Source organism: Bradyrhizobium sp. GCM10028915 (assembly GCF_042666195.1).
In the GTDB taxonomy this organism is placed as follows: domain Bacteria; phylum Pseudomonadota; class Alphaproteobacteria; order Rhizobiales; family Xanthobacteraceae; genus Bradyrhizobium; species Bradyrhizobium canariense_D.
This window is the reverse complement of the sequence record NZ_JBHTFN010000044.1, coordinates 711935-733179: the sequence shown is the minus strand read 5'-3', so window position 1 is coordinate 733179 and position 21245 is coordinate 711935. Positions and strand designations below refer to the sequence as shown.

General features: G+C 62.7%; 30 protein-coding genes, 1 tRNA gene and 1 pseudogene. 12 read left to right on the top strand and 20 right to left on the bottom strand.

The genetic code is table 11. The annotated features are described in order from the left end of the window. Positions 1 to 17: 17 nt before the first annotated feature. Genes ACFQX9_RS23695 through ACFQX9_RS23680 form a run of 4 tightly spaced genes read right to left on the bottom strand, consistent with a single transcriptional unit; the run spans position 18 to position 5752 of the window. A complete protein-coding gene (locus ACFQX9_RS23695; protein ID WP_204511137.1) occupies positions 18 to 929 on the bottom strand; it encodes a hydroxymethylglutaryl-CoA lyase in 912 nt (303 codons plus the stop codon). 1 nt (position 930) lies between these two features. Beyond that, positions 931 to 2946 carry an acetyl/propionyl/methylcrotonyl-CoA carboxylase subunit alpha gene (locus tag ACFQX9_RS23690; protein ID WP_204511136.1) on the bottom strand — a complete coding sequence of 672 codons (2016 nt, stop codon included), beginning with the start codon at positions 2944 to 2946 and terminating at the stop codon, positions 931 to 933. 4 nt (positions 2947 to 2950) lie between these two features. Next, complete coding sequence (locus tag ACFQX9_RS23685) at positions 2951 to 4555, bottom strand: carboxyl transferase domain-containing protein (RefSeq protein ID WP_027517803.1); 1605 nt, start codon at positions 4553 to 4555, stop codon at positions 2951 to 2953. A 24-nt stretch (positions 4556 to 4579) separates the two neighbouring features. After that, positions 4580 to 5752 carry an isovaleryl-CoA dehydrogenase gene (locus ACFQX9_RS23680; protein WP_018457765.1) on the bottom strand — a complete coding sequence of 391 codons (1173 nt, stop codon included), beginning with the start codon at positions 5750 to 5752 and terminating at the stop codon, positions 4580 to 4582. Between the two features lie 113 nt (positions 5753 to 5865). On the opposite strand from ACFQX9_RS23680, the gene ACFQX9_RS23675 reads away from it, so the two are divergent. Continuing rightward, the gene (locus tag ACFQX9_RS23675) at positions 5866 to 6894 is read left to right on the top strand and encodes an AraC family transcriptional regulator (RefSeq protein WP_377790792.1); all 1029 of its coding nucleotides are present in this window, start codon (positions 5866 to 5868) and stop codon (positions 6892 to 6894) included. A 72-nt stretch (positions 6895 to 6966) separates the two neighbouring features. On the opposite strand, the gene ACFQX9_RS23670 is transcribed toward ACFQX9_RS23675, so the two are convergent. From ACFQX9_RS23670 to ACFQX9_RS23660, 3 genes are all read right to left on the bottom strand, one after another. After that, positions 6967 to 7266, bottom strand: coding sequence for a DUF3551 domain-containing protein (locus ACFQX9_RS23670; RefSeq protein WP_018457763.1), 300 nt, complete (start codon positions 7264 to 7266; stop codon positions 6967 to 6969). A gap of 273 nt (positions 7267 to 7539) precedes the next feature. Beyond that, positions 7540 to 8025: an Lrp/AsnC family transcriptional regulator gene (locus ACFQX9_RS23665; protein WP_007591345.1), complete on the bottom strand. Its 486-nt coding sequence runs from the start codon at positions 8023 to 8025 to the stop codon at positions 7540 to 7542. Positions 8026 to 8218: 193 nt separating this feature from the next. Next, positions 8219 to 8524 carry an ETC complex I subunit gene (locus ACFQX9_RS23660; protein WP_007591346.1) on the bottom strand — a complete coding sequence of 102 codons (306 nt, stop codon included), beginning with the start codon at positions 8522 to 8524 and terminating at the stop codon, positions 8219 to 8221. A gap of 260 nt (positions 8525 to 8784) precedes the next feature. Between ACFQX9_RS23660 and ACFQX9_RS23655 the strand changes: the two genes are divergently transcribed. Continuing rightward, complete coding sequence (locus ACFQX9_RS23655; protein ID WP_018457761.1) at positions 8785 to 9954, top strand: OpgC domain-containing protein; 1170 nt, start codon at positions 8785 to 8787, stop codon at positions 9952 to 9954. A gap of 40 nt (positions 9955 to 9994) precedes the next feature. Here the strand turns inward: ACFQX9_RS23655 and ACFQX9_RS23650 are convergent, their stop codons facing one another. Next, positions 9995 to 10189 (bottom strand): hypothetical protein, encoded by a 195-nt coding sequence (locus ACFQX9_RS23650; RefSeq protein ID WP_018457760.1) that lies wholly within the window; start codon positions 10187 to 10189, stop codon positions 9995 to 9997. A gap of 335 nt (positions 10190 to 10524) precedes the next feature. Between ACFQX9_RS23650 and ACFQX9_RS23645 the strand changes: the two genes are divergently transcribed. Beyond that, positions 10525 to 10656 (top strand): hypothetical protein, encoded by a 132-nt coding sequence (locus tag ACFQX9_RS23645; RefSeq protein WP_256374433.1) that lies wholly within the window; start codon positions 10525 to 10527, stop codon positions 10654 to 10656. A 335-nt stretch (positions 10657 to 10991) separates the two neighbouring features. Here ACFQX9_RS23645 and ACFQX9_RS23640 read toward each other — a convergent pair. From ACFQX9_RS23640 to ACFQX9_RS23625, 4 genes are all read right to left on the bottom strand, one after another. Continuing rightward, positions 10992 to 11068: transfer RNA gene (locus tag ACFQX9_RS23640), tRNA-Pro, on the bottom strand. 111 nt (positions 11069 to 11179) lie between these two features. After that, the gene (locus ACFQX9_RS23635; RefSeq protein ID WP_018457758.1) at positions 11180 to 11665 is read right to left on the bottom strand and encodes a DUF192 domain-containing protein; all 486 of its coding nucleotides are present in this window, start codon (positions 11663 to 11665) and stop codon (positions 11180 to 11182) included. A 111-nt stretch (positions 11666 to 11776) separates the two neighbouring features. Beyond that, the gene (locus ACFQX9_RS23630) at positions 11777 to 12409 is read right to left on the bottom strand and encodes a cold-shock protein (RefSeq protein WP_018457757.1); all 633 of its coding nucleotides are present in this window, start codon (positions 12407 to 12409) and stop codon (positions 11777 to 11779) included. A gap of 198 nt (positions 12410 to 12607) precedes the next feature. Next, the gene (locus ACFQX9_RS23625; protein WP_247296832.1) at positions 12608 to 13369 is read right to left on the bottom strand and encodes an NAD-dependent protein deacetylase; all 762 of its coding nucleotides are present in this window, start codon (positions 13367 to 13369) and stop codon (positions 12608 to 12610) included. A gap of 271 nt (positions 13370 to 13640) precedes the next feature. On the opposite strand from ACFQX9_RS23625, the gene ACFQX9_RS23620 reads away from it, so the two are divergent. Continuing rightward, on the top strand, positions 13641 to 13805 hold the full coding sequence (locus tag ACFQX9_RS23620) for a hypothetical protein (RefSeq protein ID WP_018457755.1): 165 nt from the start codon (positions 13641 to 13643) through the stop codon (positions 13803 to 13805). 67 nt (positions 13806 to 13872) lie between these two features. Here the strand turns inward: ACFQX9_RS23620 and ACFQX9_RS23615 are convergent, their stop codons facing one another. Further along, on the bottom strand, positions 13873 to 14166 hold the full coding sequence (locus ACFQX9_RS23615) for a hypothetical protein (RefSeq protein WP_026233439.1): 294 nt from the start codon (positions 14164 to 14166) through the stop codon (positions 13873 to 13875). Positions 14167 to 14444: 278 nt separating this feature from the next. Between ACFQX9_RS23615 and ACFQX9_RS23610 the strand changes: the two genes are divergently transcribed. Together ACFQX9_RS23610 and ACFQX9_RS23605 are read left to right on the top strand one after the other, a co-directional pair. Beyond that, the gene (locus ACFQX9_RS23610; protein ID WP_007610151.1) at positions 14445 to 14675 is read left to right on the top strand and encodes a hypothetical protein; all 231 of its coding nucleotides are present in this window, start codon (positions 14445 to 14447) and stop codon (positions 14673 to 14675) included. 78 nt (positions 14676 to 14753) lie between these two features. Then, positions 14754 to 14879, top strand: a complete 126-nt coding sequence (locus tag ACFQX9_RS23605; RefSeq protein WP_256464728.1) for a hypothetical protein — start codon at positions 14754 to 14756, stop codon at positions 14877 to 14879. Here ACFQX9_RS23605 and ACFQX9_RS23600 read toward each other — a convergent pair. The 3 genes and pseudogenes from ACFQX9_RS23600 to ACFQX9_RS23590 all read right to left on the bottom strand — a co-directional run bounded on the left by ACFQX9_RS23600 (position 14876) and on the right by ACFQX9_RS23590 (position 16402). Next, positions 14876 to 15073, bottom strand: coding sequence for a hypothetical protein (locus ACFQX9_RS23600; RefSeq protein ID WP_247296834.1), 198 nt, complete (start codon positions 15071 to 15073; stop codon positions 14876 to 14878). The genes ACFQX9_RS23605 and ACFQX9_RS23600 overlap by 4 nt on opposite strands. A 210-nt stretch (positions 15074 to 15283) precedes the next feature. Beyond that, positions 15284 to 15659: pseudogene (locus ACFQX9_RS23595) on the bottom strand (GrlR family regulatory protein). A gap of 593 nt (positions 15660 to 16252) precedes the next feature. Further along, entirely contained in the window at positions 16253 to 16402 is a 150-nt protein-coding gene (locus ACFQX9_RS23590; RefSeq protein WP_247297357.1) for a hypothetical protein, read from the bottom strand. A 289-nt stretch (positions 16403 to 16691) separates the two neighbouring features. Between ACFQX9_RS23590 and ACFQX9_RS23585 the strand changes: the two genes are divergently transcribed. Beyond that, positions 16692 to 16919, top strand: coding sequence for a hypothetical protein (locus ACFQX9_RS23585; protein ID WP_247390580.1), 228 nt, complete (start codon positions 16692 to 16694; stop codon positions 16917 to 16919). 251 nt (positions 16920 to 17170) lie between these two features. Here the strand turns inward: ACFQX9_RS23585 and ACFQX9_RS23580 are convergent, their stop codons facing one another. Together ACFQX9_RS23580 and ACFQX9_RS23575 are read right to left on the bottom strand one after the other, a co-directional pair. Beyond that, positions 17171 to 17347, bottom strand: coding sequence for a DUF2934 domain-containing protein (locus ACFQX9_RS23580; RefSeq protein WP_247390577.1), 177 nt, complete (start codon positions 17345 to 17347; stop codon positions 17171 to 17173). 136 nt (positions 17348 to 17483) lie between these two features. After that, the gene (locus ACFQX9_RS23575) at positions 17484 to 17780 is read right to left on the bottom strand and encodes an HU family DNA-binding protein (protein ID WP_007591377.1); all 297 of its coding nucleotides are present in this window, start codon (positions 17778 to 17780) and stop codon (positions 17484 to 17486) included. Positions 17781 to 18188: 408 nt separating this feature from the next. Between ACFQX9_RS23575 and ACFQX9_RS23570 the strand changes: the two genes are divergently transcribed. The 5 genes from ACFQX9_RS23570 (at position 18189) to ACFQX9_RS23550 (ending at position 20446) form a co-directional block, all read left to right on the top strand. Beyond that, positions 18189 to 18374 (top strand): hypothetical protein, encoded by a 186-nt coding sequence (locus ACFQX9_RS23570; protein ID WP_007591378.1) that lies wholly within the window; start codon positions 18189 to 18191, stop codon positions 18372 to 18374. A gap of 245 nt (positions 18375 to 18619) precedes the next feature. Beyond that, complete coding sequence (locus ACFQX9_RS23565) at positions 18620 to 18922, top strand: hypothetical protein (protein WP_018454373.1); 303 nt, start codon at positions 18620 to 18622, stop codon at positions 18920 to 18922. A 175-nt stretch (positions 18923 to 19097) separates the two neighbouring features. Then, positions 19098 to 19370 carry a hypothetical protein gene (locus ACFQX9_RS23560; protein ID WP_247368482.1) on the top strand — a complete coding sequence of 91 codons (273 nt, stop codon included), beginning with the start codon at positions 19098 to 19100 and terminating at the stop codon, positions 19368 to 19370. Between the two features lie 169 nt (positions 19371 to 19539). Next, complete coding sequence (locus ACFQX9_RS23555) at positions 19540 to 19716, top strand: hypothetical protein (protein WP_007610124.1); 177 nt, start codon at positions 19540 to 19542, stop codon at positions 19714 to 19716. A gap of 220 nt (positions 19717 to 19936) precedes the next feature. Beyond that, positions 19937 to 20446: a hypothetical protein gene (locus ACFQX9_RS23550; protein WP_377790783.1), complete on the top strand. Its 510-nt coding sequence runs from the start codon at positions 19937 to 19939 to the stop codon at positions 20444 to 20446. 22 nt (positions 20447 to 20468) lie between these two features. Here the strand turns inward: ACFQX9_RS23550 and ACFQX9_RS23545 are convergent, their stop codons facing one another. Further along, positions 20469 to 20849 carry a hypothetical protein gene (locus ACFQX9_RS23545; protein ID WP_247368487.1) on the bottom strand — a complete coding sequence of 127 codons (381 nt, stop codon included), beginning with the start codon at positions 20847 to 20849 and terminating at the stop codon, positions 20469 to 20471. A 168-nt stretch (positions 20850 to 21017) separates the two neighbouring features. After that, entirely contained in the window at positions 21018 to 21233 is a 216-nt protein-coding gene (locus ACFQX9_RS23540; RefSeq protein WP_018454377.1) for a hypothetical protein, read from the bottom strand. Positions 21234 to 21245 lie beyond the last annotated feature (12 nt).

Genomic DNA, 21245 nt, shown 5'->3' with positions numbered 1-21245 from the left:
CTCGCAATAATGGAGAACTAGGAGCTGGCGCGCTTCCTCTTCGCGTTCAGTGCGGAGGCCACGCGGCTCACCGGCGGCTTACCCAGCACGCCGCTCATCTCGTTGGTTGCCGCCAGCAACCGGTCCATATCGACACCCGTCCTAATCCCCATGCCCCCGAGCATATAGACGACGTCCTCGGTCGCGACGTTGCCGGTCGCGCCCGGCGCGTAGGGGCAGCCGCCGAGGCCGCCGGCGGCGGCGTCGATGACGCGGACGCCTTCCTCCAGCCCCGCATAGAGATTGGCGAGCGCCTGGCCGTAGGTGTCGTGAAAATGCATCGCGAGATTGGCGGGAGGGATGTTGGCGCTGACCGCCCGCAGCATCTCCTTGGCCTTATCAGGCGTACCGACACCGATCGTGTCGCCGAGCGAGATCTCGTAGCAGCCGAGATCCCACAGCGTGGTGGCGAGATCGGCAACTGCCTTCGGCTTGATATCGCCGTCGAACGGACAGCCCAGCACGCAGGAGATATAGCCGCGGACCTTGACACCATCGACCCTGGCGCGCGCCAGCACCGGCTTAAACCGTTCGATGGACTCCGCGACCGTGCAATTGATGTTGGCCCGCGAAAAGCCCTCGGAGGCCGCGGCGAACACCGAGACGATCTTTGCGCCGGCCGCGCACGCGGCGTCATAGCCCTTCTCGTTCGGCACTAGCACGTGGAATTCGGCACTGGTCAAATGGCGAACGCCGCGCAGCACGGCGTCCGAGCTCGCCATCTGCGGGATCGCCTTGGGCGAGACGAAGGCGCCGACCTCGACTGTATTGAGGCCGGCCGCGACCAGCGCCTCGATGAAGGCGATCCGGGCTTCGACACTGACCGCCGTTTTCTCGTTCTGGAGGCCGTCACGCGGCCCCATTTCGATGATGCGGACCTTATCGCTCATCTCATTCTCCGGAAGGCTCGACCACGGCGAGCTCGACGCCCTCCTGGACGATGTCGCCGACCTTGCATTTGATGGATTTCAGCACGCCGGCATAGGGCGCACGCAGCGTCTGCTCCATCTTCATCACTTCCAGGGTGAGGATCGGCGCCCCCTTCTCGAGCTTGGCGCCCTCCTCCGCCAGCACGGCGACGACGGTGCCCGGCAAGGGCGCTGCGATCTTGTCCGCGCCGGCCTGCTCCTCCATCTCGCCGCCGAACGGATCGACCCAATGCAGGTCGAATCGCCCGTTGCGCGTGCGCAAATACAGCTCATGGCCGTCGATCACGGCCGCGACGAACGATTTGACGCCGTCAAGCGTCACGTCGAAGCCGCCGTCCCGGGGCGCGATCGCAAATGCCAGCTCGCGTTCGCCGATCACCAGCGTCGCTGGTCCGCTGCCATAGTTCAGCGTGATCTTCTGCTCGGACCCATGACCAACACCATGACCCGCGCGAAACGCAAAATTGCGCTGGCGGCGGCCGACCGGCATCCAGCCAAAGGTCTGCCAGGGCGAATTCGCGTCCGCCTGTGCAGCCTGCCGCTCGTGGTTAATCACAGCGGCCACCGCGGCGCAGAGCTCGAGCTCGCCCGGCGCCGCCGGGGCCTGCGTCAGAACCATCAGTTCGCGCTCGATGAAGCCGGTGTCGATCGCGTTCGCCCTCACCTTCGGATGCGTCATCAGCGCCGACAGGAACGGGATGTTGGTCACGATGCCGCGGACGTCGGACTCTTCCAGCCCGCGGTTCAGCCGCTCGATCGCGACATCCCGCGTCGGCGCCCAGGCGATCATTTTTGCCAGCATCGCATCGTAGTACGGCGAAACCGTATCGCCTTCCCGATAGCCGGAGTCGATGCGCAGCCCCCCCGTTTCAGCGGGCAGACGCCAGGTTGATATCTTGCCCACCGACGGCATGAAGTTCTTGGTCGGGTTCTCCGCATAGACCCGCGCCTCCACGGCGTGTCCGTGAAGCTTGATCTCGTCCTGCTTCAGCGGCAACGCCTCGCCGAAAGCGACGCGCAACTGCCACTCGACCAAGTCGATCCCCGTGATCAGCTCGGTCACGGGATGCTCGACCTGGAGACGAGTGTTCATCTCGATGAAGAACACGTCCTTGCCGTCGGACACGAACTCGATGGTGCCGGCGCCGACATAGTTGACGGCGCCCGCAGCCTTTCGCGCGGCGGCACAGACCGTCTCGCGCTGGGCGGGATTGAGCGTCGGCGACGGCGCCTCCTCGATCACCTTCTGGTGGCGGCGCTGCAGGGTGCATTCGCGTTCGAACAGCGAGAGCAGATTGCCGTGGCTGTCGCCGATCACCTGCACCTCGATATGCCTCGGGTTATTGACATATTTTTCGATCAGCATGCGGTCGTCGCCGAACGCGGCCTTGGCCTCGCGCTTCGCGCTGACGATCGCAGGCGCAAGTTCATCCGCGGAGCGAACGATGCGCATACCACGGCCGCCGCCGCCAGCGGACGCCTTCACCAGAATCGGGAAACCGACCTTCTCGGCCGCCTTCGCCAACGTCGCATCGTCCTGCGCCTCGCCGTGATAGCCTGGCACCAGCGGGACGCCGGCCTTCTCCATAAGCGCCTTGGAGCCGGACTTCGAGCCCATGGCAGTCATCATTGCCGCTGTCGGGCCGACGAAGACCAGTCCGGCGTCGAAACACGCCTGGGCGAATTCGGCATTCTCCGACAGGAAGCCATAGCCGGGATGGATCGCCTCCGCGCCGGTCTTGCGCGCGGCCTCGATCAGCCGTTCGGGATTGAGATAGCTGTCGCGGGCACGTGCGGGCCCGAGCAGCACGGCCTCGTCGGCGAGCGCGACATGCATCGCGTCGCGATCCACCTCGGAATAGACCGCGACCGCGCGCAGGCCCATGGCGCGCGCGGTGCGGATCACGCGGCAGGCGATCTCGCCGCGGTTGGCGATCAGGAGGGTGCGAAAACGGCGGTAGAGCTTTGAGCGGTCCATCGCATCACATCCTGAACAGGCCGAATTTCGTCGGTTCGATCGGCGCATTCGATGCCGCCGAGAGGCCGAGACCGAGCACCAGCCTTGTGTCGGCCGGGTCGATCACGCCGTCGTCCCACAGCCGCGCGGTCGCGTAATACGGGTGCCCCTGGCTCTCATATTGCGCGCGGATAGGTTCGCGGAATTTATCTTCGTCTTCTTTCGACCAGCTGTCGCCCTTGGCCTCGATATTGTCGCGGCGGACCTGGCTCAGCACCATCGAGGCCTGCTCGCCGCCCATCACCGAGATGCGCGCGTTCGGCCACATCCACAGGAAGCGCGGTGAGTAGGCGCGGCCGCACATGCCGTAATTGCCGGCGCCGTAGGAGCCGCCGATCACTACGGTGAATTTCGGCACCGACGCGGTCGCGACCGCCGTCACCAGCTTGGCGCCGTCACGCGCAATGCCGCCGGCTTCGTATTTCTTGCCGACCATGAAGCCGGTGATGTTCTGCAGGAACACCAGCGGAATGCCGCGCTGGCAGCACAGCTCGATGAAATGCGCCCCCTTCAGCGAGCTCTCGCTGAACAGGATGCCGTTGTTGGCAATGATGCCGACCGGAAAACCCCAGATGTGGGCGAAGCCGCACACCAGCGTCGTGCCGTACAGCTTCTTGAACTCGTCGAACTCGGAACCATCAACCACGCGCGCAATGATGTCGCGCACGTCGAACGGCTTGCGCCCGTCGACGGGCACCACGCCATAGATCTCCTCGGCCGCAAACAAGGGATCACGCGGCGGATGCATGTTGAGGTTTGGCCGTACCGATGGCTTCAGCGTGCCGACGATGCGGCGGGCGATGCCGATCGCGTGCGCGTCGTTCTGGGCGTAATGATCGGTCACGCCTGATTGTCGCGAATGCACGTCGGCGCCACCGAGCTCCTCGGCGGTCACCACCTCGCCCGTCGCCGCCTTCACCAGCGGCGGCCCGCCCAGGAAGATGGTGCCTTGATTGCGCACGATGATGCTCTCGTCCGACATCGCGGGGACATAGGCGCCGCCGGCCGTGCAGGAGCCCATCACGATGGCGATCTGCGGGATGCCTTGCGACGACATCTGCGCCTGGTTGTAGAAGATGCGGCCGAAATGCCGCTCGTCCGGAAAGATCTCGTCCTGCAGCGGCAAAAAGGCGCCGCCGGAATCGACCATGTAGACGCAGGGAAGATTGTTCTGCCGCGCCACGTCCTGCGCGCGCAGATGCTTCTTCACGGTCATGGGATAATAGGTGCCGCCCTTGATGGTGGCGTCGTTGGCGACGATCACGCATTCGCGGCCCGCGATGCGCCCGACCCCGGTGACGACGCTCGCCGAATGGACGTCGCCGCCGTAAAGGCCATAGGCCGCGAGCGGCGACAGCTCCATGAACGCGGTGCCGGGATCGACCAGCAGGTCGACGCGCTCGCGCGCCAGCATCTTGCCACGCGAGGTGTGGCGGTTGCGCGAGACCTCGCCGCCGCCGCCCGCAACCTGGCTCAGCTTTTCGCGCAGATCCGCGACGAGGGTGCGCATGGCCTCGGAATTGCGCGCAAAGTCCGAAGAAGACGTATCGATGCTGGAATGGAGCGGCATGTTGGTTCCAATTGCGTGAAGGTTTTAAGCCGTCTCAGCCATCAATTCGCGACCGATCAGCATGCGCCGGACCTCCGAGGTGCCGGCGCCGATCTCGTAGAGCTTTGCATCGCGCCACAGGCGTCCGACCGGAAATTCGGAGGTGTAGCCGACCCCGCCAAGCGCCTGGATCGCCTCACCCGCCATCCACGTCGCTTTCTCGGCGGAATAGAGGATCGCAGCGGCGGCGTCCTTGCGCAAGCTGCGCGCGTGATCGGCGCGGTCGCAGGCACGCCCCACCGCATAGACATAGGCGCGCGTGGCCTGCCAGGTCGCGTACATGTCGGCGAGCTTGCCCTGCATGAGCTGGAAGTCGCCGATCGGCTGCCCGAACTGCTTGCGCTCGTGCATATAGGGCACCACCGCGTCCATGCAGGCCGCCATGATCCCGAGTGGTCCACCCGAGAGGACCGTACGCTCATAGTCGAGGCCGGACATCAGCACCTTGACGCCCTCCCCGACCTTCCCAAGCACGTTCTCCTCCGGCACCTCGCATTCGTCGAAGAACAGCGGATACGTGTTGGAGCCGCGCATGCCGAGCTTGTCGAGATGCTGGCCGTGGCTGAAGCCCTTCGTCCCCTTCTCGACCAGGAAGGCGGTCATGCCGCGCGGGCCCGCTTCCGGATCGGTCTTGGCATAGACCACCAGCACGTCGGCATCGCCGCCATTGGTGATCCACATCTTCGAGCCGTTGAGCACGTAGCGGTCGCCGCGTTTGTCGGCGCGCAGTTTCATCGAGACGACGTCTGAGCCGGCGCCGGGCTCGGACATCGCGAGCGCGCCGACATACTCGCCGGAGATCAACTTTGGCAGATAGCGCTCGCGCTGCGCATCATTGCCGTTGCGGCGGATCTGGTTGACGCAGAGATTTGAGTGGGCGCCATAGGAGAGCCCGACCGCGGCCGAGCCGCGCGAAATCTCCTCCATCGCGACGATATGGGCGAGATAGCCCATGTTGGAGCCGCCATATTGCTCCGGCGCGGTCATGCCGAGCAGGCCGAGGTCGCCAAGGCGCTTCCAGAGGTCCGCCGGGAATAGATTGGCCTTCTCGATATCGGCGGCACGCGGGGCGATCTCCGCCTCCACGAAGGCGCGCAGCGTGTCGCGCAGCATGCTGATGTCTTCGCCCAGATCGAAATCGATGCTCGGGATATTCAAGGCGATTCCTCCCTATTTTGGGGACCGAACCTAGCGGCATCGGGGCCCTTCTGCGGTCGAAAAGGTTGCATTTTCCGCCAAACTTGGCGAGGATTTTCCCAGAGGATTTTCCGATGCCTTTTCAAGTCGCAACCGCGATCCCGCGCCGTGCCGTGACCCCTGCCACCTTCGTCCGCGGCGTCGTTGCCGCTTACGACCGCTACGGCCGCGATCCGACCGAGGCGCTGAGCCGGGGTCAGGTAACGCCGGACCTTGTCAATTCTCCGGATGGGCGGGTCACGGCCGGCCAGTTCGAGGCGCTGGCGGGCCATGCCATGCGCGAACTCGATGACGAGGCGCTCGGCTGGTTCTCGCGGCGGCTGCCCTTTGGCACCTACGGCATGCTGTGCCGCGCCTCGATCACCGCCCCGACGCTGGAGGTCGCGCTCAAGCGCTGGTGCCGGCACCATCGTCTGCTCACCGAGGACGTGCTGCTCGATCTCGCCGTCGGCGAGGAGACCGCGGTCGTGTCCATCCGCGAACTGGCCGACCTCGGACCTCTACGCGAATTCTGCCTGGTCACCCTGCTCCGCTATGTTCTCGGCTTCTCCTGCTGGGCGGTGGATTCGCAAATCGCGCTCCGCGCCGCGGAATTTCCGTACCCCGAGCCCGGCCACGTCTCGGTCTATCCGACCATCTTTTGCCGAAACATCCGCTTCGGTGCGGACCGCGCTTCCATCACCTTCGACAAGCATTACCTGTCGCTGCCGCTCACCCGGAGCGCGGCGGACCTCGACAACATGCTCAAGGGCGCGCTGCGGCTGACCGTACTGCCCTATCGGCGCGACCGGCTGCTGGTCGAGCGCGTTCGCCGCGTACTCCGCAATGCGCGCGGACGCAGTCTCGGCGCCGAGGATGTCGCAAGCGAGCTGGCACTCTCCACCCGCACCATGCATCGGCGCCTGCGCGATGAAGCGACCTCACTGCGGGATCTCAAGGAAGAGGCAAAATTCGAGCTCGCCAAGCAGGAGTTGATGCGCGGGCGCAGCCCGATCAAGCGGATCGCGGAGATCGCCGGCTTCCGCAACGAGAAGAGCTTTTCTCGCGCCTTCCGCACCTGGGCCGGCGCCTCCCCGCGCGAGTTTCGCGGCAGGTATCGCTGAAGCGCGGGTTGTCATGCTGTTCCGGCCTCCGAGATCCAACTTGGAGGCCGCAACATTTCCAAACGGTCTCGCTCAGTTCGAGTTGGTCTGCCCGCCCGGGCGCAGCTTGGTGCGCGAGTGCGTCTGCTTCGGCTGGAAGGCCAGCGCGTCGGCCGACGTCTTCGCGCCGCCGCTCTGTGAGCACGAGCCGCCGATGCCGCCGGCCGCGGCCCGGCAGGCCTCCATCGTCGGATAGCCGCAGCCATGCGCGGCCTGGGCACCATTGGTGATGCAGTAGTCTTCTGCCTGGGCAGCCGGCGCGGTCATCATGAGAAACGCAGATGCAAACAGCGTCGCAGCGGATGCGACGAACGTCTTCGAGATCGAGGTCATGTTGTCTTTTCCTGCTTCAGGGTCCCACAAAAGAGGCCTCGGCATGCGACGCAGGCTGAGGTTCACACCTCGCATGTAGGCCAGCACCAGGAACCGGCAATCACGCTTCGGCGCATTGCAGAACTTCGCAAATCACATGTCACAGTTAGGTGAGTTACTTATGTTTATATCCGCCTTATCCGAACCTGTATCCCGGTAAGGGAGTCACTCCCGCGCCTTCGGATGTTTGGACGTCGTTACGCGAGCTACGTTTTGGGACCCGTCGCCGCCGAACTATCCTGCCGCCGCGATCTCCTGCAATGGCAGCGGCACGTCCTTCGCCACGCCCAGCACCGGAAAGCTGCGGACGTTCTTCACGTTCGGCATCGCGGCGAAATGCAGGAGCTGCTGGCGCATGCTCTCGACGCTCGGCGCCACGCATTTGAGAAGATAGTCGGTGTCTCCCGAAATCCGCCAGCACTGCTGGATGCGCGGGATCGCGGCGATCGAGCTCTCGAATGCCGCCAGCACCGGCTGGGCTTGGCTGCCGAGCTGGATCGAGACGAACGACACCACCTCGTAGCCGAGCAGCCGCTCGTCGATAACGGCGCGCACCGCCCGGATCACGCCGCGGCTGAACAGCGATTTCAGCCGCCTCACGCAGTTGGGCCCGGACACCCCGACGCGCAGCGCCAGCTCGTTATTGCGAACCCGCCCGTCCTGCTGCAACTCGGAGAGTATTTTCAGATCGACGCCGTCGAGCTGGTCACGCCCCGCCATAGCCCACCTCGTCATGGTCGCATCATGCGAGACAGCGAAGCACGGGGCGGAATGGCTGCCAAGGGCAGGACGATGGGAAGAACCGGCGTGGTTGGCCGAGCTTGTCCCGGCCAACCGCGGGCTTTTTACGTGGACGCTAAAACGTGGATGCCCGGGACAAGCCCGGGCATGACGAGAGTTTCGTTGCCCGCCCTCAATGCGTCCACGGCTCGCCGCGGCGGAACGAGAAATTGTCCGCATAGGCGACCGGACGGCGCACCGATTCCTTTGGCTCGATCACCTGGTAGGCGATGCCCTTGCGCTCGCAATAGGCGACCGCCTCTTCCTTGCTGTGGAAGTGCAGCGTGATCTGCTGCTTCATGTCGCCGGACGAGGTCCAGCCCATCAGCGGCTCGACCGCGCGCGGCTGCTCGGGCTCGTAGTCGAGCTGCCATTCCTTGGTCTTCGACCGGCCGGATTGCATCGCGTTCTTGGCGGGCTTGAAAATGCGTGCGGTCATGGACGGTCCGGGCCTCTTGTTCGTCTTTTCGTTCGATTTCGATGCGTCACGGTAGCAGTTGGTGGAAACCGCGGGCATAGTATAGAGACACCTTTAGGGAACTGATCGGTGATTCCGGCCCCCCGGGATGGCTCGCCGATGGGTATAATCATTATGCTGCATCGTGACAATTGCGTACCCGCCTTCCGCGCCGGGGTCTCGCCCGGTGGCCCTGCTTCGTTGACATCTACCTGTCCGTCCCCTCCGAAAGCTCCCGTCGCATGTCCTTCCTGAACATCAACGCCACGCTCCCCGAGAAGGGCCGTGACCTCAGGCTCGACCTGTTTCGCGGCATTGCGAACTGGGCGATCTTCCTCGACCATATCCCCGACAACGTGGTGAACTGGATCACCACCCGCAACTACGGCTTTTCCGACGCCGCGGATTTGTTCGTCTTCATCTCCGGCTACACCGCCTCCTTCGTCTATGCGCGGATGATGCTCGAGCGCGGCTTCCTGGTCGGTGCTACGAGGCTGACCAAGCGGGTCTGGCAGCTCTACGTCGCCCACATCATCCTGTTCGTGATCTACATCGCCTCGATCAGCTATCTGGCGCTGCGCTTCGGCGATTCCGAGATGATCAACGAGTTCAACGTCGCCGGCCTGGTGGACAACGCCACCGAGACGCTGCGCCAGGGCCTGTTCCTGCGCTTCAAGCCGCTCAATCTCGACGTGCTGCCGCTCTACATCGTGCTGATGGGGCTGTTTCCGCCCGTGCTCTGGTTCATGCTGCGCAAGCCGGACCTGACGATGGCATTGTCCATCGTGCTGTGGCTGACCGCGCGCCATTTCGGCCTGAACCTGAACGCCTATCCGGCCGGACAGTGGTACTTCAACCCGTATTGCTGGCAGGTGCTGTTCGTGTTCGGCGCCTGGTGCGCCATGGGCGGCGCGCGGCGCTCGATGACGCTGATCAACGCACCGGTCACGCTGTGGCTCTGTCTTGGTTACATGCTGTTTGCGCTGGTCATGACCATGGCCGGCCGCTTCCCGACCCTCGGCGGCATGTTCCCGGAATGGCTGTTCTCGGCGTTCAACCCGAACGACAAGACCAACCTCGCGCCCTACCGCTTTATCCACTTCGTCGTGATCGTGATCCTGGTGATCCGCTTCGTTCCCAAGGACTGGCCGGGCCTGGAATGGAAAGGGTTCGACCCCATCATCGTGTGCGGCCAGCAGTCGCTCGCCGTGTTCTGCGTCGGCGTGTTCCTGTCCTTCGTCGGTCATTTCGAGCTGTCGATGAGCTCGGGCTCGCTGTTCGCGCAGATCTTCGTCAGCGTCGCCGGGATCGCGATCATGACGACGGTGGCCTATTACATCTCCTGGTCGAAGAAGCAGGACAAGCCGCTGAAGCCGCCGCCGCCCAAGACTGCGGCCGCAAAGGCCGCTTGAACGGGCAGCTCCGATCCCGCCGGACGACAGCGCCGCCGCTTCAGGCCGCCGCTTCGCTGTCGTACTCGGTAAACTTCTTGTAGATCCAGTCACGGCCGTCGTGGCGGCGCCAGACCTTGCCGTAAACGAGCTGCCCGTTGATCGAGCGGCGCGGCACGAACACGGTCCAGAGGTGCCAGATCTCGGTCCAGCTCGCCTGCGGACCGACGGTTCGGACGTTGCGATCGAGAGACATGATACAGAACTCACAGGATACGAGCGCTGCGACGAACTGTGATGTCGTGTGAGCACGAATTTCAGGCAGACCGTCGCAAGCCGAACCGATCTGATAACAGTCGCGAAGGCGCCCGCAACAACCGCTCGCTCTTAACCTAACCGATCAACCTTACCTCCTGTGAGCGCGTGGCGAGACCGGTTGAAAGCGGCCGCCGATTTTCCTAGACTGTGTGCGATTTGAGAATGAGCGCGTCGTTTTGAGGACGCGCGTTGATTTCCAGGCTGACGCGAATTTTTGAAAACGATTGATGGGCGGGGGCCACCACGATGAATTTGCAATGTGCATGTCTGCGCTTGGCGCTGCATTCGACGCCGCCTGCTCTGCCCGCGAAGACGCCGGAGCAGGAGCCGCGGAAGGTCGCCAACGACAATCAGCTGGCCTGGCCATTCCTGCCGTTTCCGTTCGGCTGGTACGCGACGAACTGATGGTTGGAAAAGCGTAACGCGCGCAAGCGGAATATCATCGCTTGGCGGCGTCCGTTAGGCATTGGGCGCTGAAATCCCCAACACCAATATGTCTAGGACGACGCCTAAAGGTTCGACAAAGTTTTACGCATTCCGCGCCGCCCGACCCGCCCCAATGCCTTGAAAAGTCGCGCGGAAAGTCGCGTTGCGCAGGGAATGAGCGCCGAGGGTTAGGAAGGCTTTGGCGGCTGCGGGCATCGGCATCGAACGCGCGCCATGCACGGCTGGAGCTGCGCTCGCCTGGCGCCTCGCCGATTGGCTATTGTTCTGAGGCGCGGGTCTGGCCCACCTCGGACTGGTCGGGGCAGCTGGATTCGAACCAACGACCTGCAGTACCCAAAACTGCCGCGCTACCAGGCTGCGCTATACCCCGAATGTCCGGCGAGCCCCGTCGATACACGCTTCCCAAAGCGCCAGCAAGCCTTCCAAAGGCGCGAGCAAGCTTCCCAAAAGACCGCCAGGACGGGGCAATAAGCCCTCCCGCCTACTTGCTGCCGAACAGCGGGTGGCCCACGCGGTCGCCGGCGCGGATGCCATATTTCTGCGCCGTGCCTGCCACCACCTCCAGAACAGCCCGCGCGGGCCCCCTGGATGAGATGATCTTTGTCGACATCGGCTCGGTATTTTCGGCGATGCGCAGAATTCGGCCGTCGGCGCGAATGAAGATCATGTCGAGCGAGACGTAGGTGTTCTTCATCCACATCGACACCTCCTGCTCGGGATTAAAGTCGAACAGCATGCCTTTGCCGTCCGCCAGTTCCTTACGGTACATCAGGCCAGTCTGCTTCTCTTCCTCCGTCGTCGCGACCTCGACCGAGAACACCTGCACGCCGTTCCTGGTGACGATCTCGAGGGGCTGGAAGCTGGCGGCGCGCACGGGTGCGCTCGCGACGGCACAGCCGGCGATGACAAGGATGGCGGCAAGCCAGCCCTTCGCAAGGGCGAAGACGGCCTTTCGATCGAAATTCATGGATGGCTCTCGAGGCGTGGGACTGGACCAGTCCTTACGTGGCGGTCACCGGAAAAGCCAGAGGCGCGCCGGCCAGCCAGCGCGCCTCTGCTCACGATCGCGGGAATGGAATTAGTGGGACGAAACCGGCGATCCCGTCTCGGGATGGATCTCGGCCGCCATCATGCCCTTGGAGCCGGGCCCGAACCGGACCAGGACATACTGGCCGGGCCGCAACTCGGTCATGCCGAAGCGGCGCAGCGTCTCCATGTGCACGAAGATGTCGGGGGTGCCCTCGCCGCAGGTCAGGAAACCGAAACCGCGCAGCCGGTTGAACCATTTGACCTGAGCCCGCTCCAGCCCGCTGGTCGCCGTCACCGTGACATGGGTGCGCGGCGGCAGCATCTGCGCCGGATGGATCGCAGTCGACTCGTCCATCGAGACCACGCGGAACGCCTGGTAGCCCTTGGCGCGCTGGATGCACTCGACGACGATGCGGGCGCCCTCGTAGGCGGTCTGGAAGCCGTCGCGCCTAAGCACGGTGACGTGCAGGAGCACGTCGGGCCAGCCATTGTCGGGAACGATGAAGCCGTAGCCTTTTGAGGCGTCGAACCATTTGATGACGCCGTGAACCTCGACGAGGTTGGCGCTGCTCTCACCAAGTCCGGTGAACGGACTGAGTGCACTGTCGCGACCGCCACCGCCGTGTTCGCCCACCGCGGGAACTCCGACCTTCTTGGACTCAAATCCGTCCGACGACCCCATAACCCCGGACCCCACACATGCCATGCAACCCGCCTGAATGGCGGCGCCGAATCACGCGTCTTTAGAGAATCTTCTCAACTCGACGCGACGCGAATCTTTCGACTCAAAAGATAACACTCCCGGTTGCGACGCATAGACAAAAAAGAGATTCGGCGGAACCTATGAACAGCTTGCACAGCCGCGAATCAAATTGCTGCCTCAATTACCGACAAAGGGCCCCAGCGTTTCGCCGATGTCGTGGCGGATCACGAGGTCGGCGATGTCGTCCTGCTCCGTCGGCTCGCGATTGACGATCACTAGGCGTGCACCCGATTCCTTCGCCATCATCGGAAAGCCCGCGGCCGGCCATACCACCAGCGAGGAACCGATCGCGATGAAGAGATCGCAGGCTTGCGACAGCGCCGTCGCGCGCTGCATCTCGTCCTCGGGCATTGTCTGGCCGAAGGAGATCGTGGCGGTCTTCACCGGCTCGTCGCACACGGTACAGTTGGGCGCGGCGCCCTCCTCGTCGAAGCGGCGCTTCACCCAATCAAGCGGATAGGCCTGCCCGCATCCAATGCAGCGCGCATACGTGGTGTTGCCGTGAAGTTCGATCACGTGATCGCTTGCGACGCCGGAGGCCTGATGCAGATTGTCGATGTTCTGGGTGATGATCGCGGGAACCTTGCCGGCGCGGTAGAGTGAGGCGAGCGCGCGATGGCCGCGGCCGGGCTTAGCCGCCGCAAAGACCTCCTCCATCGCGAAGCGCCGGCGCCAGGATTCGTCGCGCGCCTCCTGGCTGGCGACGAACTCGTCGAACGGGATCGGGCGGTTGCGCGTCCAAATTCCGCCCGGCGAGCGAAAGTCGGGGATGCCGCATTCGGTCGAGATGCCGGCGCCGGTGAACGGCACGATCCGTTTGGCTTCGGCGATCATGTCGCCAAGACGCTCGACGCCGCTGCGAAGATCCGATGCAATCAACGCCGCCTCCCGTTTTGCTGTTTTACTGATTTGTTTTTGCGCTAGCTGCAACATGCGCAAGCGACAAGATTATTGACGCTGTTCTCCACCGCCACGCAAGACATGGTCGGCAATTTTTTCCGACCCTCGCTTATCACAATCCTGCAATGCCTCCTCCCCATTGACGCCCCAATCAGAAGCGCCAATGCATGTGTTGACGCGACTCAACGTGATTGCGGCGGCAGTGCTTGGGTTCAGTAGGACACATACTCACGTGCAGAGGGGATTTAACATGACCGAGGACGAACAACGCAAAATCCGCGAACGCGAAGAGATCGCCGCCCGTGTCGCCGCCTTCCGTGCCACCCAGGAAAAATTCAAGCGCGAACGTGAAGAGTATTTCGTGTCGACGCTCGACAACGCGCGCAAGGCGGAACGGCCCTCGCTCTGGCCGTAACGACACCGGATCACCGAGCATGAAAAAAGCCCGGAGCATTGCTCCGGGCTTTTCGTTTGTTCAGCCGTTACCAGTGACGGTAATAATGGTGGCGGCGGTAGTATGGTCCATCACCGTAATAAGCGTAGGGACCAGGGCCGTAGGCATAAGCGGGGCCGCCGTAGTAGCCATACCGCGGGCCGTAGCCATAGCCGTAAGGATGCGACGCGGCGACGGCGCCCGCGGTGATGGCGCCGGCGGCAAGACCGAACGCGAGGCCCGGACCGATGCCGCGGCCGCGCGCCTCGGCAGGCGAAGGCGCCGCGACCGCGGTCACGCCAACGGCCGCGACGGTAGCCAGAACTGCCAGTGTCTTCCTCATCATGAATCTCCTCCTTCGTATCTCGCACAGACAACGCCGGCGCGTTGCTATGGTTGCGCGCAAGCCTGTGGAACCGAGTTCGGAATAAATCCGGCCACGCATGGAACGGGCACGCGTTCCGCGAATTGTTTGCTCAAGTGCCGAAGCCTCCGCCGTCCGGTTGAGGCAACAGCACGAAGACCCCGTCAGCATCACCGATGCTGGCGGGGTTTTCAGTTGCACGCACAGCATTGGCAATGCGCCACAATTGCTGCCAGCGGGGAGCCGAGGAGGATAAAGTGCCGATATCCAAATTGCTGGCCCGTATCCGCAGGCTCGTTCCCAGATCCGGAGATCAGCATTACGACGAGATCGTCCGCAGTTTCGGTGTCGGTACGCTGCGCCCGCCGCCGACCCCGATGAGCGACGGCGAACTGGCGCGGGCGATTGCCGAGTTCCTTAAGGAACAGCCGTCGAGCGAGTCCGTAGGCGCCCTCGGCCGGCGGCTCGACCCCACCACCCCACTTTGAGGCGCCGGTCCGCCTTTGTCCGGGAACATGCGCTTCGCGCGCACGTTGGCGTAGCCTTCAAGGAGAAAGGAGGCCGACATGCCCGTTTGGCTCGAAATCCTGCTCAACCTGTCCGGCTATGCCGGCTTCGTGGCGCTCGCCTCACACGGCACCGCGTGCCCAAGCAATTGCGCCGACCATCAGACCTCCACCGACGACCGTTAATTCGTGTGCGGTAGCTGGCCCGCCGTACGCATCAGCCTGTCGGCTTTGACCGCGACACGCGTGTCCTCGAGCTGTGGCCGCAGCGAGACGCTGATCACCACGAAAGCCAGACAAAAGAGCGTGCCGACGATGGCGATGCGCCGGTAGGTGTGGCGGTCGCCCTGATAAAAGGACGGTTCTGAAAAAGGTGTCATGAATTCGTTCTTGGCAAAATTGCTTGTTGGCCAAAGTCGCTTGTTGGCCAAAGTCGGATCGCGTCTTCGCCAGACACCTATCGCAAGTGGCGGCAAGTGCAACGCGATTGCGCTTTTAACCTAACCGAATAGGGTTATCGGCTTCGCGGCAAGCTTCCGTTAGGAGTTCGCCAAGCCTCTTCAGAACAAGCGTCTTCAGAACACGCGTCTTCAGAACTCGGCGAGCCGCTTCAGGCTCGCACGAAAACCGAGGCTGCGATGGCCTGCGACCAGCACGGTGCCGAACACCTCGGCCGTGTCGTCGCTGAACGTCCCGGAGAAGCCGCTCGTTGCCTCCACTCCGCCGAACAGCGGCCGGGCGAAGCCATCCGCAAACGGCGTGTGCTGGTTGGTGACAAGCTCGCCCTTCCAGGTCCCGTGTTTCGAAGGGCCGTTGTTCGAATTGCCGTTCCGTGTAGACGCCGCGCGACCAGAAATACGGCCCGCCGCCGAGCAGAACGCCGTCACGCAGGATCAGCACGCCGCTGTCGCGGCCCTTCAGGCCGTCGAGCATGTGGAGGTGGATGGAATAAAGTCCGTTCTTCATGTTGCGTCCGCCGCTGGAGCAACGATAGCGCCGGCGACGGAGAGCGTCGAGACGGTGAAGCGAAGCTTGTGGTGATCCGTCGTCCGGCTTTGTTCCAGCTTCGCCTGCCTTTCGTTCTCGGAGAACGAATCGGAATCGCAGAAATCGGCACGAAGCAAGCCTTAATATATCGTTCGCACGCAAACGACCGCAGTCGCGCCAACGATCGCGCGCTCACATCGCGTCTTCGGATTTCGACCGCGGTGGCACCGGCGGCACCGAGGGCCTGTCGTTGCGCAAGCGCGGGTGCCGGTCGTACCAAAACACTTTTGCGATCTCGGCGAACATCTCGAGCAACAGCACGCATCCATGTCGCGTCTCCCTCGCCTCACTCGTAGCGAGGACAGGCGAACGGGACTGTGCGAAGCATCACGCCGGCTTGGTCAGGAAAGGCGTGTCCCGCATCGACACAGAAGCCACGACTTGTTCTGCATCCGACTCCATTTCGTTCGCAAGGAACGAATCGGAGTCGAGAAATCCAGCGCAAAACGATCCCTAACGATCGGTGAAGGCGCGCGCGATTGCCTGTTGTCATCGAGATAGTGCGATGCTCATCACGCCGCTCGCTTCGCCGTGTCCTTCGATAGATCCTTCTCCGAAAAGCATTCGAGGATCTGGATGCGGAGTTCTTCCGCGGCCGGACCATCAAGCTTCCTGAGCTGATTCCAGAGCCTGATTACTTCCCGCTGTTTCTCGACAGTCATGGGCACCTCCAAAACAATGTCGCTGCCAAAAGAGATGCGTCACTAGAACAAAATAGGAACAACAAGTCCAGCCCCTCCCCGCGAAACTCGCCGGGCACAGCGCCTTGGGCCTTCCGCGCGCCGACGGTTGCTTTTTAGGTTTTCAACCTTAAGTTCGAGCCACGGCGCGGCGGCTAGGCGCTGAAATCCCTTCCCCGCCAGCCAAGAAGGCCCCGTGCGAAAGCGCGGGGTTTTTCTTTTGGGGAACGCGCCACCGCCCTCCCCGTTAGTCATGCCGGAGCGAGGGATCGTGACCAGAAAATACTACGCCGTCGAAGTGGTGCGTCAGATCGAAGAGACCGTGGAGATCATGGTCGAAGCGCCGGATCAGACCGCCGCACATGATGCAGCGCTCGCGCACCTGAAGGCGCGCGGCTCCGAATATCAGTGGCTCAATCCCAAATGCGATCTCATCGTCTGGCGCGAGCGCCAGGTCGATACGCCGGCAATCATCGACGTTTCCATGTCGCCGGACTAGCGGCCGGAACGAATTTTCCCGGCCCGCATTGTCAGGTCGAATTCAGTGGTGCTGGCGGCCTGTCGCGACGCGGCCGACCAGCTTGAAGAGCCCCGGTCCTCAAGACCGGGGTTTTTCTTTGAGGCGGCCGCACGGAGGCGACTTCATTCGAACGGGGGCCGAACAGCAAAGCAGCCACCCGGGCGTTACGCCGAATGGCTGCTTTGAGAACTGTCGACGCTCGCCTCTGTCCGCCTCATGGACCAGCAAAGTCAGACCGGCAGATTGTCGGTCATCCCGGGCGGGACTTCGCCTTGCTCGGTCCGCTCGGCGAGAAGCTCCTTTTCGGCCTCGTACCAGAAGGTGTCCATCGTGCCTGCGGGCTCGCCAGCCTCCTTCCAGAGGTGATAGGCCCGATTTCGAATCTCTTCTTCGCTGAGACCAGTCATGTGATTTCTCCCTTTCGGAAGCAAAGCCTGACGACGCCCTAGAGTTCCTTAAGAGAGTTCCTTATTGGTTCAGCACAAGCAAGCAATCATTGCAGCGCTCCGCGAAAAGAAGCCTCCGCAACGAAAACGCGAGCCCTTAGACGGAGTCTTTGGCCACCTTCAGCGGCGAGGCCTTCACCGACTTGCTCGCCGGCTTCGCGGCGAACTGCATCGGCTCCTTGGTGAAGGGATTGACGCCCATGCGGGCTTCGGTCGCCGGCTTGTTCACCACCGACATCTTCACGAAGCCGGGAATGACGAACTCGCCGGACTCGTTGAGCTCCTTGTAGCCGACCGTCGCCATGTACTCGATGACCGACTTCACGTCGTTCTTCGACAGCTGCGTGCCCTCGGCAATTGCATCGATCAACTGAGTCTTCGTCATCTTCGCCATGTCTGAATTTCCTTCTGTGCGCGCGAGCAGGCTTTGCTCAGGACGCGGTCCGACCGCGCAACGCGCTTCTGTTTCATGCCAACTTTCATGAAGTGACGGGGCTTAGAACCCATCGACGCCCAAAACGCAAGCAGGGGTTCTGCGGAGGGCCGGACGCCCCGGCAAAGATGCCGCAGCTTCCGCCGTTTTCGCGTTGAACCATTTTCTCCCCGAGGCGTCTAACTCTTTGAAGTCCCCAAGCTTCACCCCCCATCAGAGAGCCCCGCTTCCCCCAGGCGGGGCTTTCGTCTTTGCCTGGACCCGGCCCCGCACTGCCGATCAGGCTGGCCCCCGAGGTCTGCGCCCGGCCACCCCGGTGACCGTCACAAGGCAGGTTCTCTTTTCCGGCCATCTCCTGCATAATGCGGCATGGCAAAAACAAAAGTGACCTTCAAAACCGTCCGCATTGCAGACAACGACTGGAAAATCCTGGCGGATTACCCGGACAGCGAACAGCGCGAAATCAAGGGCTTCACCAGCAAGGCAGACGCCGACGACTGGATCAATGGCGACCGCAAGATCGCGTGGCTCCGCTCCCAGGGATACGCCAAGTAAACCGCGCATGAGTCACGCGCGTATCGCGTGACGCCCGTATGGGTATGAGGCGCGCTTCGTCCCTCCCGCTCCATAGGTTCTTTCCGTGCCGGCGCCTTGCCGAGCAAGCGGCAACGCCCGCGCGTCCTATCGGCTGGACGGGAGCGCCTGGTCGATAAACCTTTGGCTGGGCATGCGCCGTTGAGACTTCGGTAACCTAACGCCTCCAAGCTCCTCTTAGTATCGTTGCGTTGGAGTACCCCACAGTGCTGGATTTTAACGAGCTGCGTGAACTCGCGGCCGATGTTCGCGTGTTCGTCGACATTGCCGAAGACAAGGCCGAAGCGCTTCGCGCCGTCATCACAGCCTATGACGTGGTGCTCGCGATCTTCCCGTCGGGAGAGGGCATGGGTCTCCACGTCATCAAGGGCGGCGAGATCCTGGACAGGATTGCAAACTCACGAACCAATACGAGCTACAGCCACACGGCCATTGCGGTTCCCGACCTGGAGCACGCGGAAGTGCTCAAGCACCTGACGGGCCCGGCCGATCAGCGGCTTGCGGCTTAGAGCGTTTTCAAGTTCGCGCGACGAAAACGCGTCACAACAATCTGGAGCGGTTCTGATTCAAGCAGAACCGACAACGCCTCGTTGCAGACGAGAATTTTTGCACTCCGGAACGCCTTGTTTTAGGAACACGGTTTCTGCGCTCCCGTTGGCCCACACAACCAACCAGGAGTTTGAGATGAAGAAGCTCGTCATTGCGACCGCCGCCCTCGGCCTCATGTGCGGCTCTGCCTTGGCCCAGACCCAGACCGGCCCCGCCGCGCAGTCCGACAACATGCAGAAGCCCGGCATGACCAACACGGACAAGGGCACGATGAGCAGCGGCACGACCGGCGTGAGCCATGACGGCATGAGCAAGGGCGGAATGGTGAGGCCCGACGCCTCCGGCCAGGGCGGCTCCGGCCCGGGCAGCGACCAGGGCGGTACCAAGACCCGCAGCAACAAGAAGTAAGCCGGTTTCCTGTACGGCTCGCTTCTCGGCCGCGTCGCTTCCACAAGCGGCGCGGCCATTTCATGAGAAGGGTCTTTGGAACCTGTCGAATGCACTCCTCACAATCGTGCGCGCACCGGAACGGTCAGGTCTTGCCGCGAGTTGCCCCATCTCCAGCAAGGAGATCGTCATGAGCGTTGAAGGTAAAGTGAAGGAAGGCGCCGGATTCATCAAAGAAGAGATGAACGAACACGGCAAGTCCCCCGAGAGCCAGAAGAAGGCCCAGGAAGGTCGCGACTTGCGCAACGAAGGCCGGATCGAAGACGGCAAGCCGCCGAAGACGACGAAGCCGGGCACCGGTCACTAGATCGCGTTCGAAACCCCGTTTGGTGAAAGCCGCCCCTGGTCATGTCAGGGGCGGTTTTTCACGTTCATGACCAGCCGATACGTGCCCATGCGATCTTCCAAAGCTGTGATCCTCCGAAGGTGCAGTCCTACAAAAATAGCCGGAGGCTCGAAGCATGCAGGGCGATGGCTGGTAGAACGCTCCGGCTGTTGTATGGTCGAACGTTTCTTGTGAGGGGCTGATGAAGATTGCCATTGTTGTCGCCGGCTTGATCGTTGTTGTTGCCGCCGTTCTCGTGGCGGTACAGCCCGGCTTTCTAAAGCCTGCGTCTATGGCACTCGTGAAGAAGTCCGACATCCTCGGCTTTTCGCCAGGGATGACATTCGACGAAATCAACAAGCTCGTCACGCAACGTCGCTACCGCTGCCGTCAGATTCGCGATTCCTACGTCCTGGAGTGCGCAGTCGACGGCGCCAAGGTCACGATCTTTGCCGACGACGTTGACCCTGGGAATCCTGATCCCAAACATCCCATCTGGCGCGTCATTGCGGAGTTGAACAATCCGGGTCCCCAAGACGCTGCCGTCAAATCGATCTCCGACCAGTTCAACGCCCAGCCAACCAGGGACGCCCGGGACGGATGGATATGGACTGTCGGCCGTGGGCTCAAGCTGAGCTACGACGGCGCCGCCTTGAAGCTGGTGGACGAGGCTGAGGAAATCAGGCGTGGCAAGCAGGAAGCAAAGCGCTAGGGAGCGCGACGCCGGGTGCCCTTCAGTGACGAAACCGGTTGACGGCCAACAGCGGCAGCCATGATCCCAGCACCATGCAGATCGCAATGGCTGCGACTAGGACGTATTTCAGGGGATGTTGCGAGGACGCGAGCGAACCTTCGAGGTGAAGGTATGGCAGCATCGCCTCCACGGCCATCCCGATCAGGGCAACCGCAACCAGCCCGCCAACCGCCGAAGCGAGCAGGTTGACGATCCATCCGATCGCGCCGCGCTCGTTCGACCAAGCCTCGTAGATCGCGACAGCCAGCATCACGAGCACAAAGACCAGCATGAAGCTCATCGAGCCGCCGACGCTCGCCTTCGACCCGAAGATTTCCACCAGCAGCATGGCCGCCACCGCGAGCAGTGTGATCGCCTTCACGACTTTCCTCTTTGGTGTCTCAGCACATAGGCCGCGAAGCCAATTCCGATGCCGAGCAGGCTTTGCAGCATGGCGGTTGGTCGCGCCGGGCTTCGCCGGGGTTCAACAAATTGCACTCGGAGAACTGCAGGACCGCCGCGCAGTGACGACCGAAGGCCGGGGACCGATCTATGCAGCTTGCCTATTGGAAAGCCGCTCGAACGCCGTGATGGCCCGGTTGGCCAGCATGAGGCGTCTGTGCTCGCCCTTGCGGACCATCTCTTCGACGGCGGCCGAGAGAAAGCGGCTGGTGAACGGCGCGTCGCTGACTTGTCCGGTGCGCTCCAGATAATCCCAGGCGATCTGCACGGAATGTTCGATGAGATGGGACAGGTTCTCACTCATGCAGAACCTACG

What these genes read in the sequence shown, in the direction of transcription:
- ACFQX9_RS23675 (WP_377790792.1), top strand. Translation starts at nt 5,866, where the DNA reads ATGCCTTTTCAAGTCGCAACCGCGATCCCGCGCCGTGCCGTGACCCCT.
- ACFQX9_RS23685 (WP_027517803.1), bottom strand. Translation starts at nt 4,555, where the DNA reads ATGCCGCTCCATTCCAGCATCGATACGTCTTCTTCGGACTTTGCGCGC.
- ACFQX9_RS23650 (WP_018457760.1), bottom strand. Translation starts at nt 10,189, where the DNA reads ATGTCTCTCGATCGCAACGTCCGAACCGTCGGTCCGCAGGCGAGCTGG.
- ACFQX9_RS23600 (WP_247296834.1), bottom strand. Translation starts at nt 15,073, where the DNA reads ATGACACCTTTTTCAGAACCGTCCTTTTATCAGGGCGACCGCCACACC.
- ACFQX9_RS23560 (WP_247368482.1), top strand. Translation starts at nt 19,098, where the DNA reads ATGAAGAAGCTCGTCATTGCGACCGCCGCCCTCGGCCTCATGTGCGGC.
- ACFQX9_RS23635 (WP_018457758.1), bottom strand. Translation starts at nt 11,665, where the DNA reads ATGAATTTCGATCGAAAGGCCGTCTTCGCCCTTGCGAAGGGCTGGCTT.
- ACFQX9_RS23630 (WP_018457757.1), bottom strand. Translation starts at nt 12,409, where the DNA reads ATGGGGTCGTCGGACGGATTTGAGTCCAAGAAGGTCGGAGTTCCCGCG.
- ACFQX9_RS23550 (WP_377790783.1), top strand. Translation starts at nt 19,937, where the DNA reads ATGAAGATTGCCATTGTTGTCGCCGGCTTGATCGTTGTTGTTGCCGCC.
- ACFQX9_RS23580 (WP_247390577.1), bottom strand. Translation starts at nt 17,347, where the DNA reads ATGACTGGTCTCAGCGAAGAAGAGATTCGAAATCGGGCCTATCACCTC.
- ACFQX9_RS23555 (WP_007610124.1), top strand. Translation starts at nt 19,540, where the DNA reads ATGAGCGTTGAAGGTAAAGTGAAGGAAGGCGCCGGATTCATCAAAGAA.
- ACFQX9_RS23670 (WP_018457763.1), bottom strand. Translation starts at nt 7,266, where the DNA reads ATGACCTCGATCTCGAAGACGTTCGTCGCATCCGCTGCGACGCTGTTT.
- ACFQX9_RS23540 (WP_018454377.1), bottom strand. Translation starts at nt 21,233, where the DNA reads ATGAGTGAGAACCTGTCCCATCTCATCGAACATTCCGTGCAGATCGCC.
- ACFQX9_RS23665 (WP_007591345.1), bottom strand. Translation starts at nt 8,025, where the DNA reads ATGGCGGGGCGTGACCAGCTCGACGGCGTCGATCTGAAAATACTCTCC.
- ACFQX9_RS23575 (WP_007591377.1), bottom strand. Translation starts at nt 17,780, where the DNA reads ATGGCGAAGATGACGAAGACTCAGTTGATCGATGCAATTGCCGAGGGC.
- ACFQX9_RS23615 (WP_026233439.1), bottom strand. Translation starts at nt 14,166, where the DNA reads ATGAGGAAGACACTGGCAGTTCTGGCTACCGTCGCGGCCGTTGGCGTG.
- ACFQX9_RS23695 (WP_204511137.1), bottom strand. Translation starts at nt 929, where the DNA reads ATGAGCGATAAGGTCCGCATCATCGAAATGGGGCCGCGTGACGGCCTC.
- ACFQX9_RS23690 (WP_204511136.1), bottom strand. Translation starts at nt 2,946, where the DNA reads ATGGACCGCTCAAAGCTCTACCGCCGTTTTCGCACCCTCCTGATCGCC.
- ACFQX9_RS23660 (WP_007591346.1), bottom strand. Translation starts at nt 8,524, where the DNA reads ATGACCGCACGCATTTTCAAGCCCGCCAAGAACGCGATGCAATCCGGC.
- ACFQX9_RS23655 (WP_018457761.1), top strand. Translation starts at nt 8,785, where the DNA reads ATGTCCTTCCTGAACATCAACGCCACGCTCCCCGAGAAGGGCCGTGAC.
- ACFQX9_RS23570 (WP_007591378.1), top strand. Translation starts at nt 18,189, where the DNA reads ATGGCAAAAACAAAAGTGACCTTCAAAACCGTCCGCATTGCAGACAAC.
- ACFQX9_RS23605 (WP_256464728.1), top strand. Translation starts at nt 14,754, where the DNA reads ATGCCCGTTTGGCTCGAAATCCTGCTCAACCTGTCCGGCTATGCCGGC.
- ACFQX9_RS23620 (WP_018457755.1), top strand. Translation starts at nt 13,641, where the DNA reads ATGACCGAGGACGAACAACGCAAAATCCGCGAACGCGAAGAGATCGCC.
- ACFQX9_RS23590 (WP_247297357.1), bottom strand. Translation starts at nt 16,402, where the DNA reads ATGACTGTCGAGAAACAGCGGGAAGTAATCAGGCTCTGGAATCAGCTC.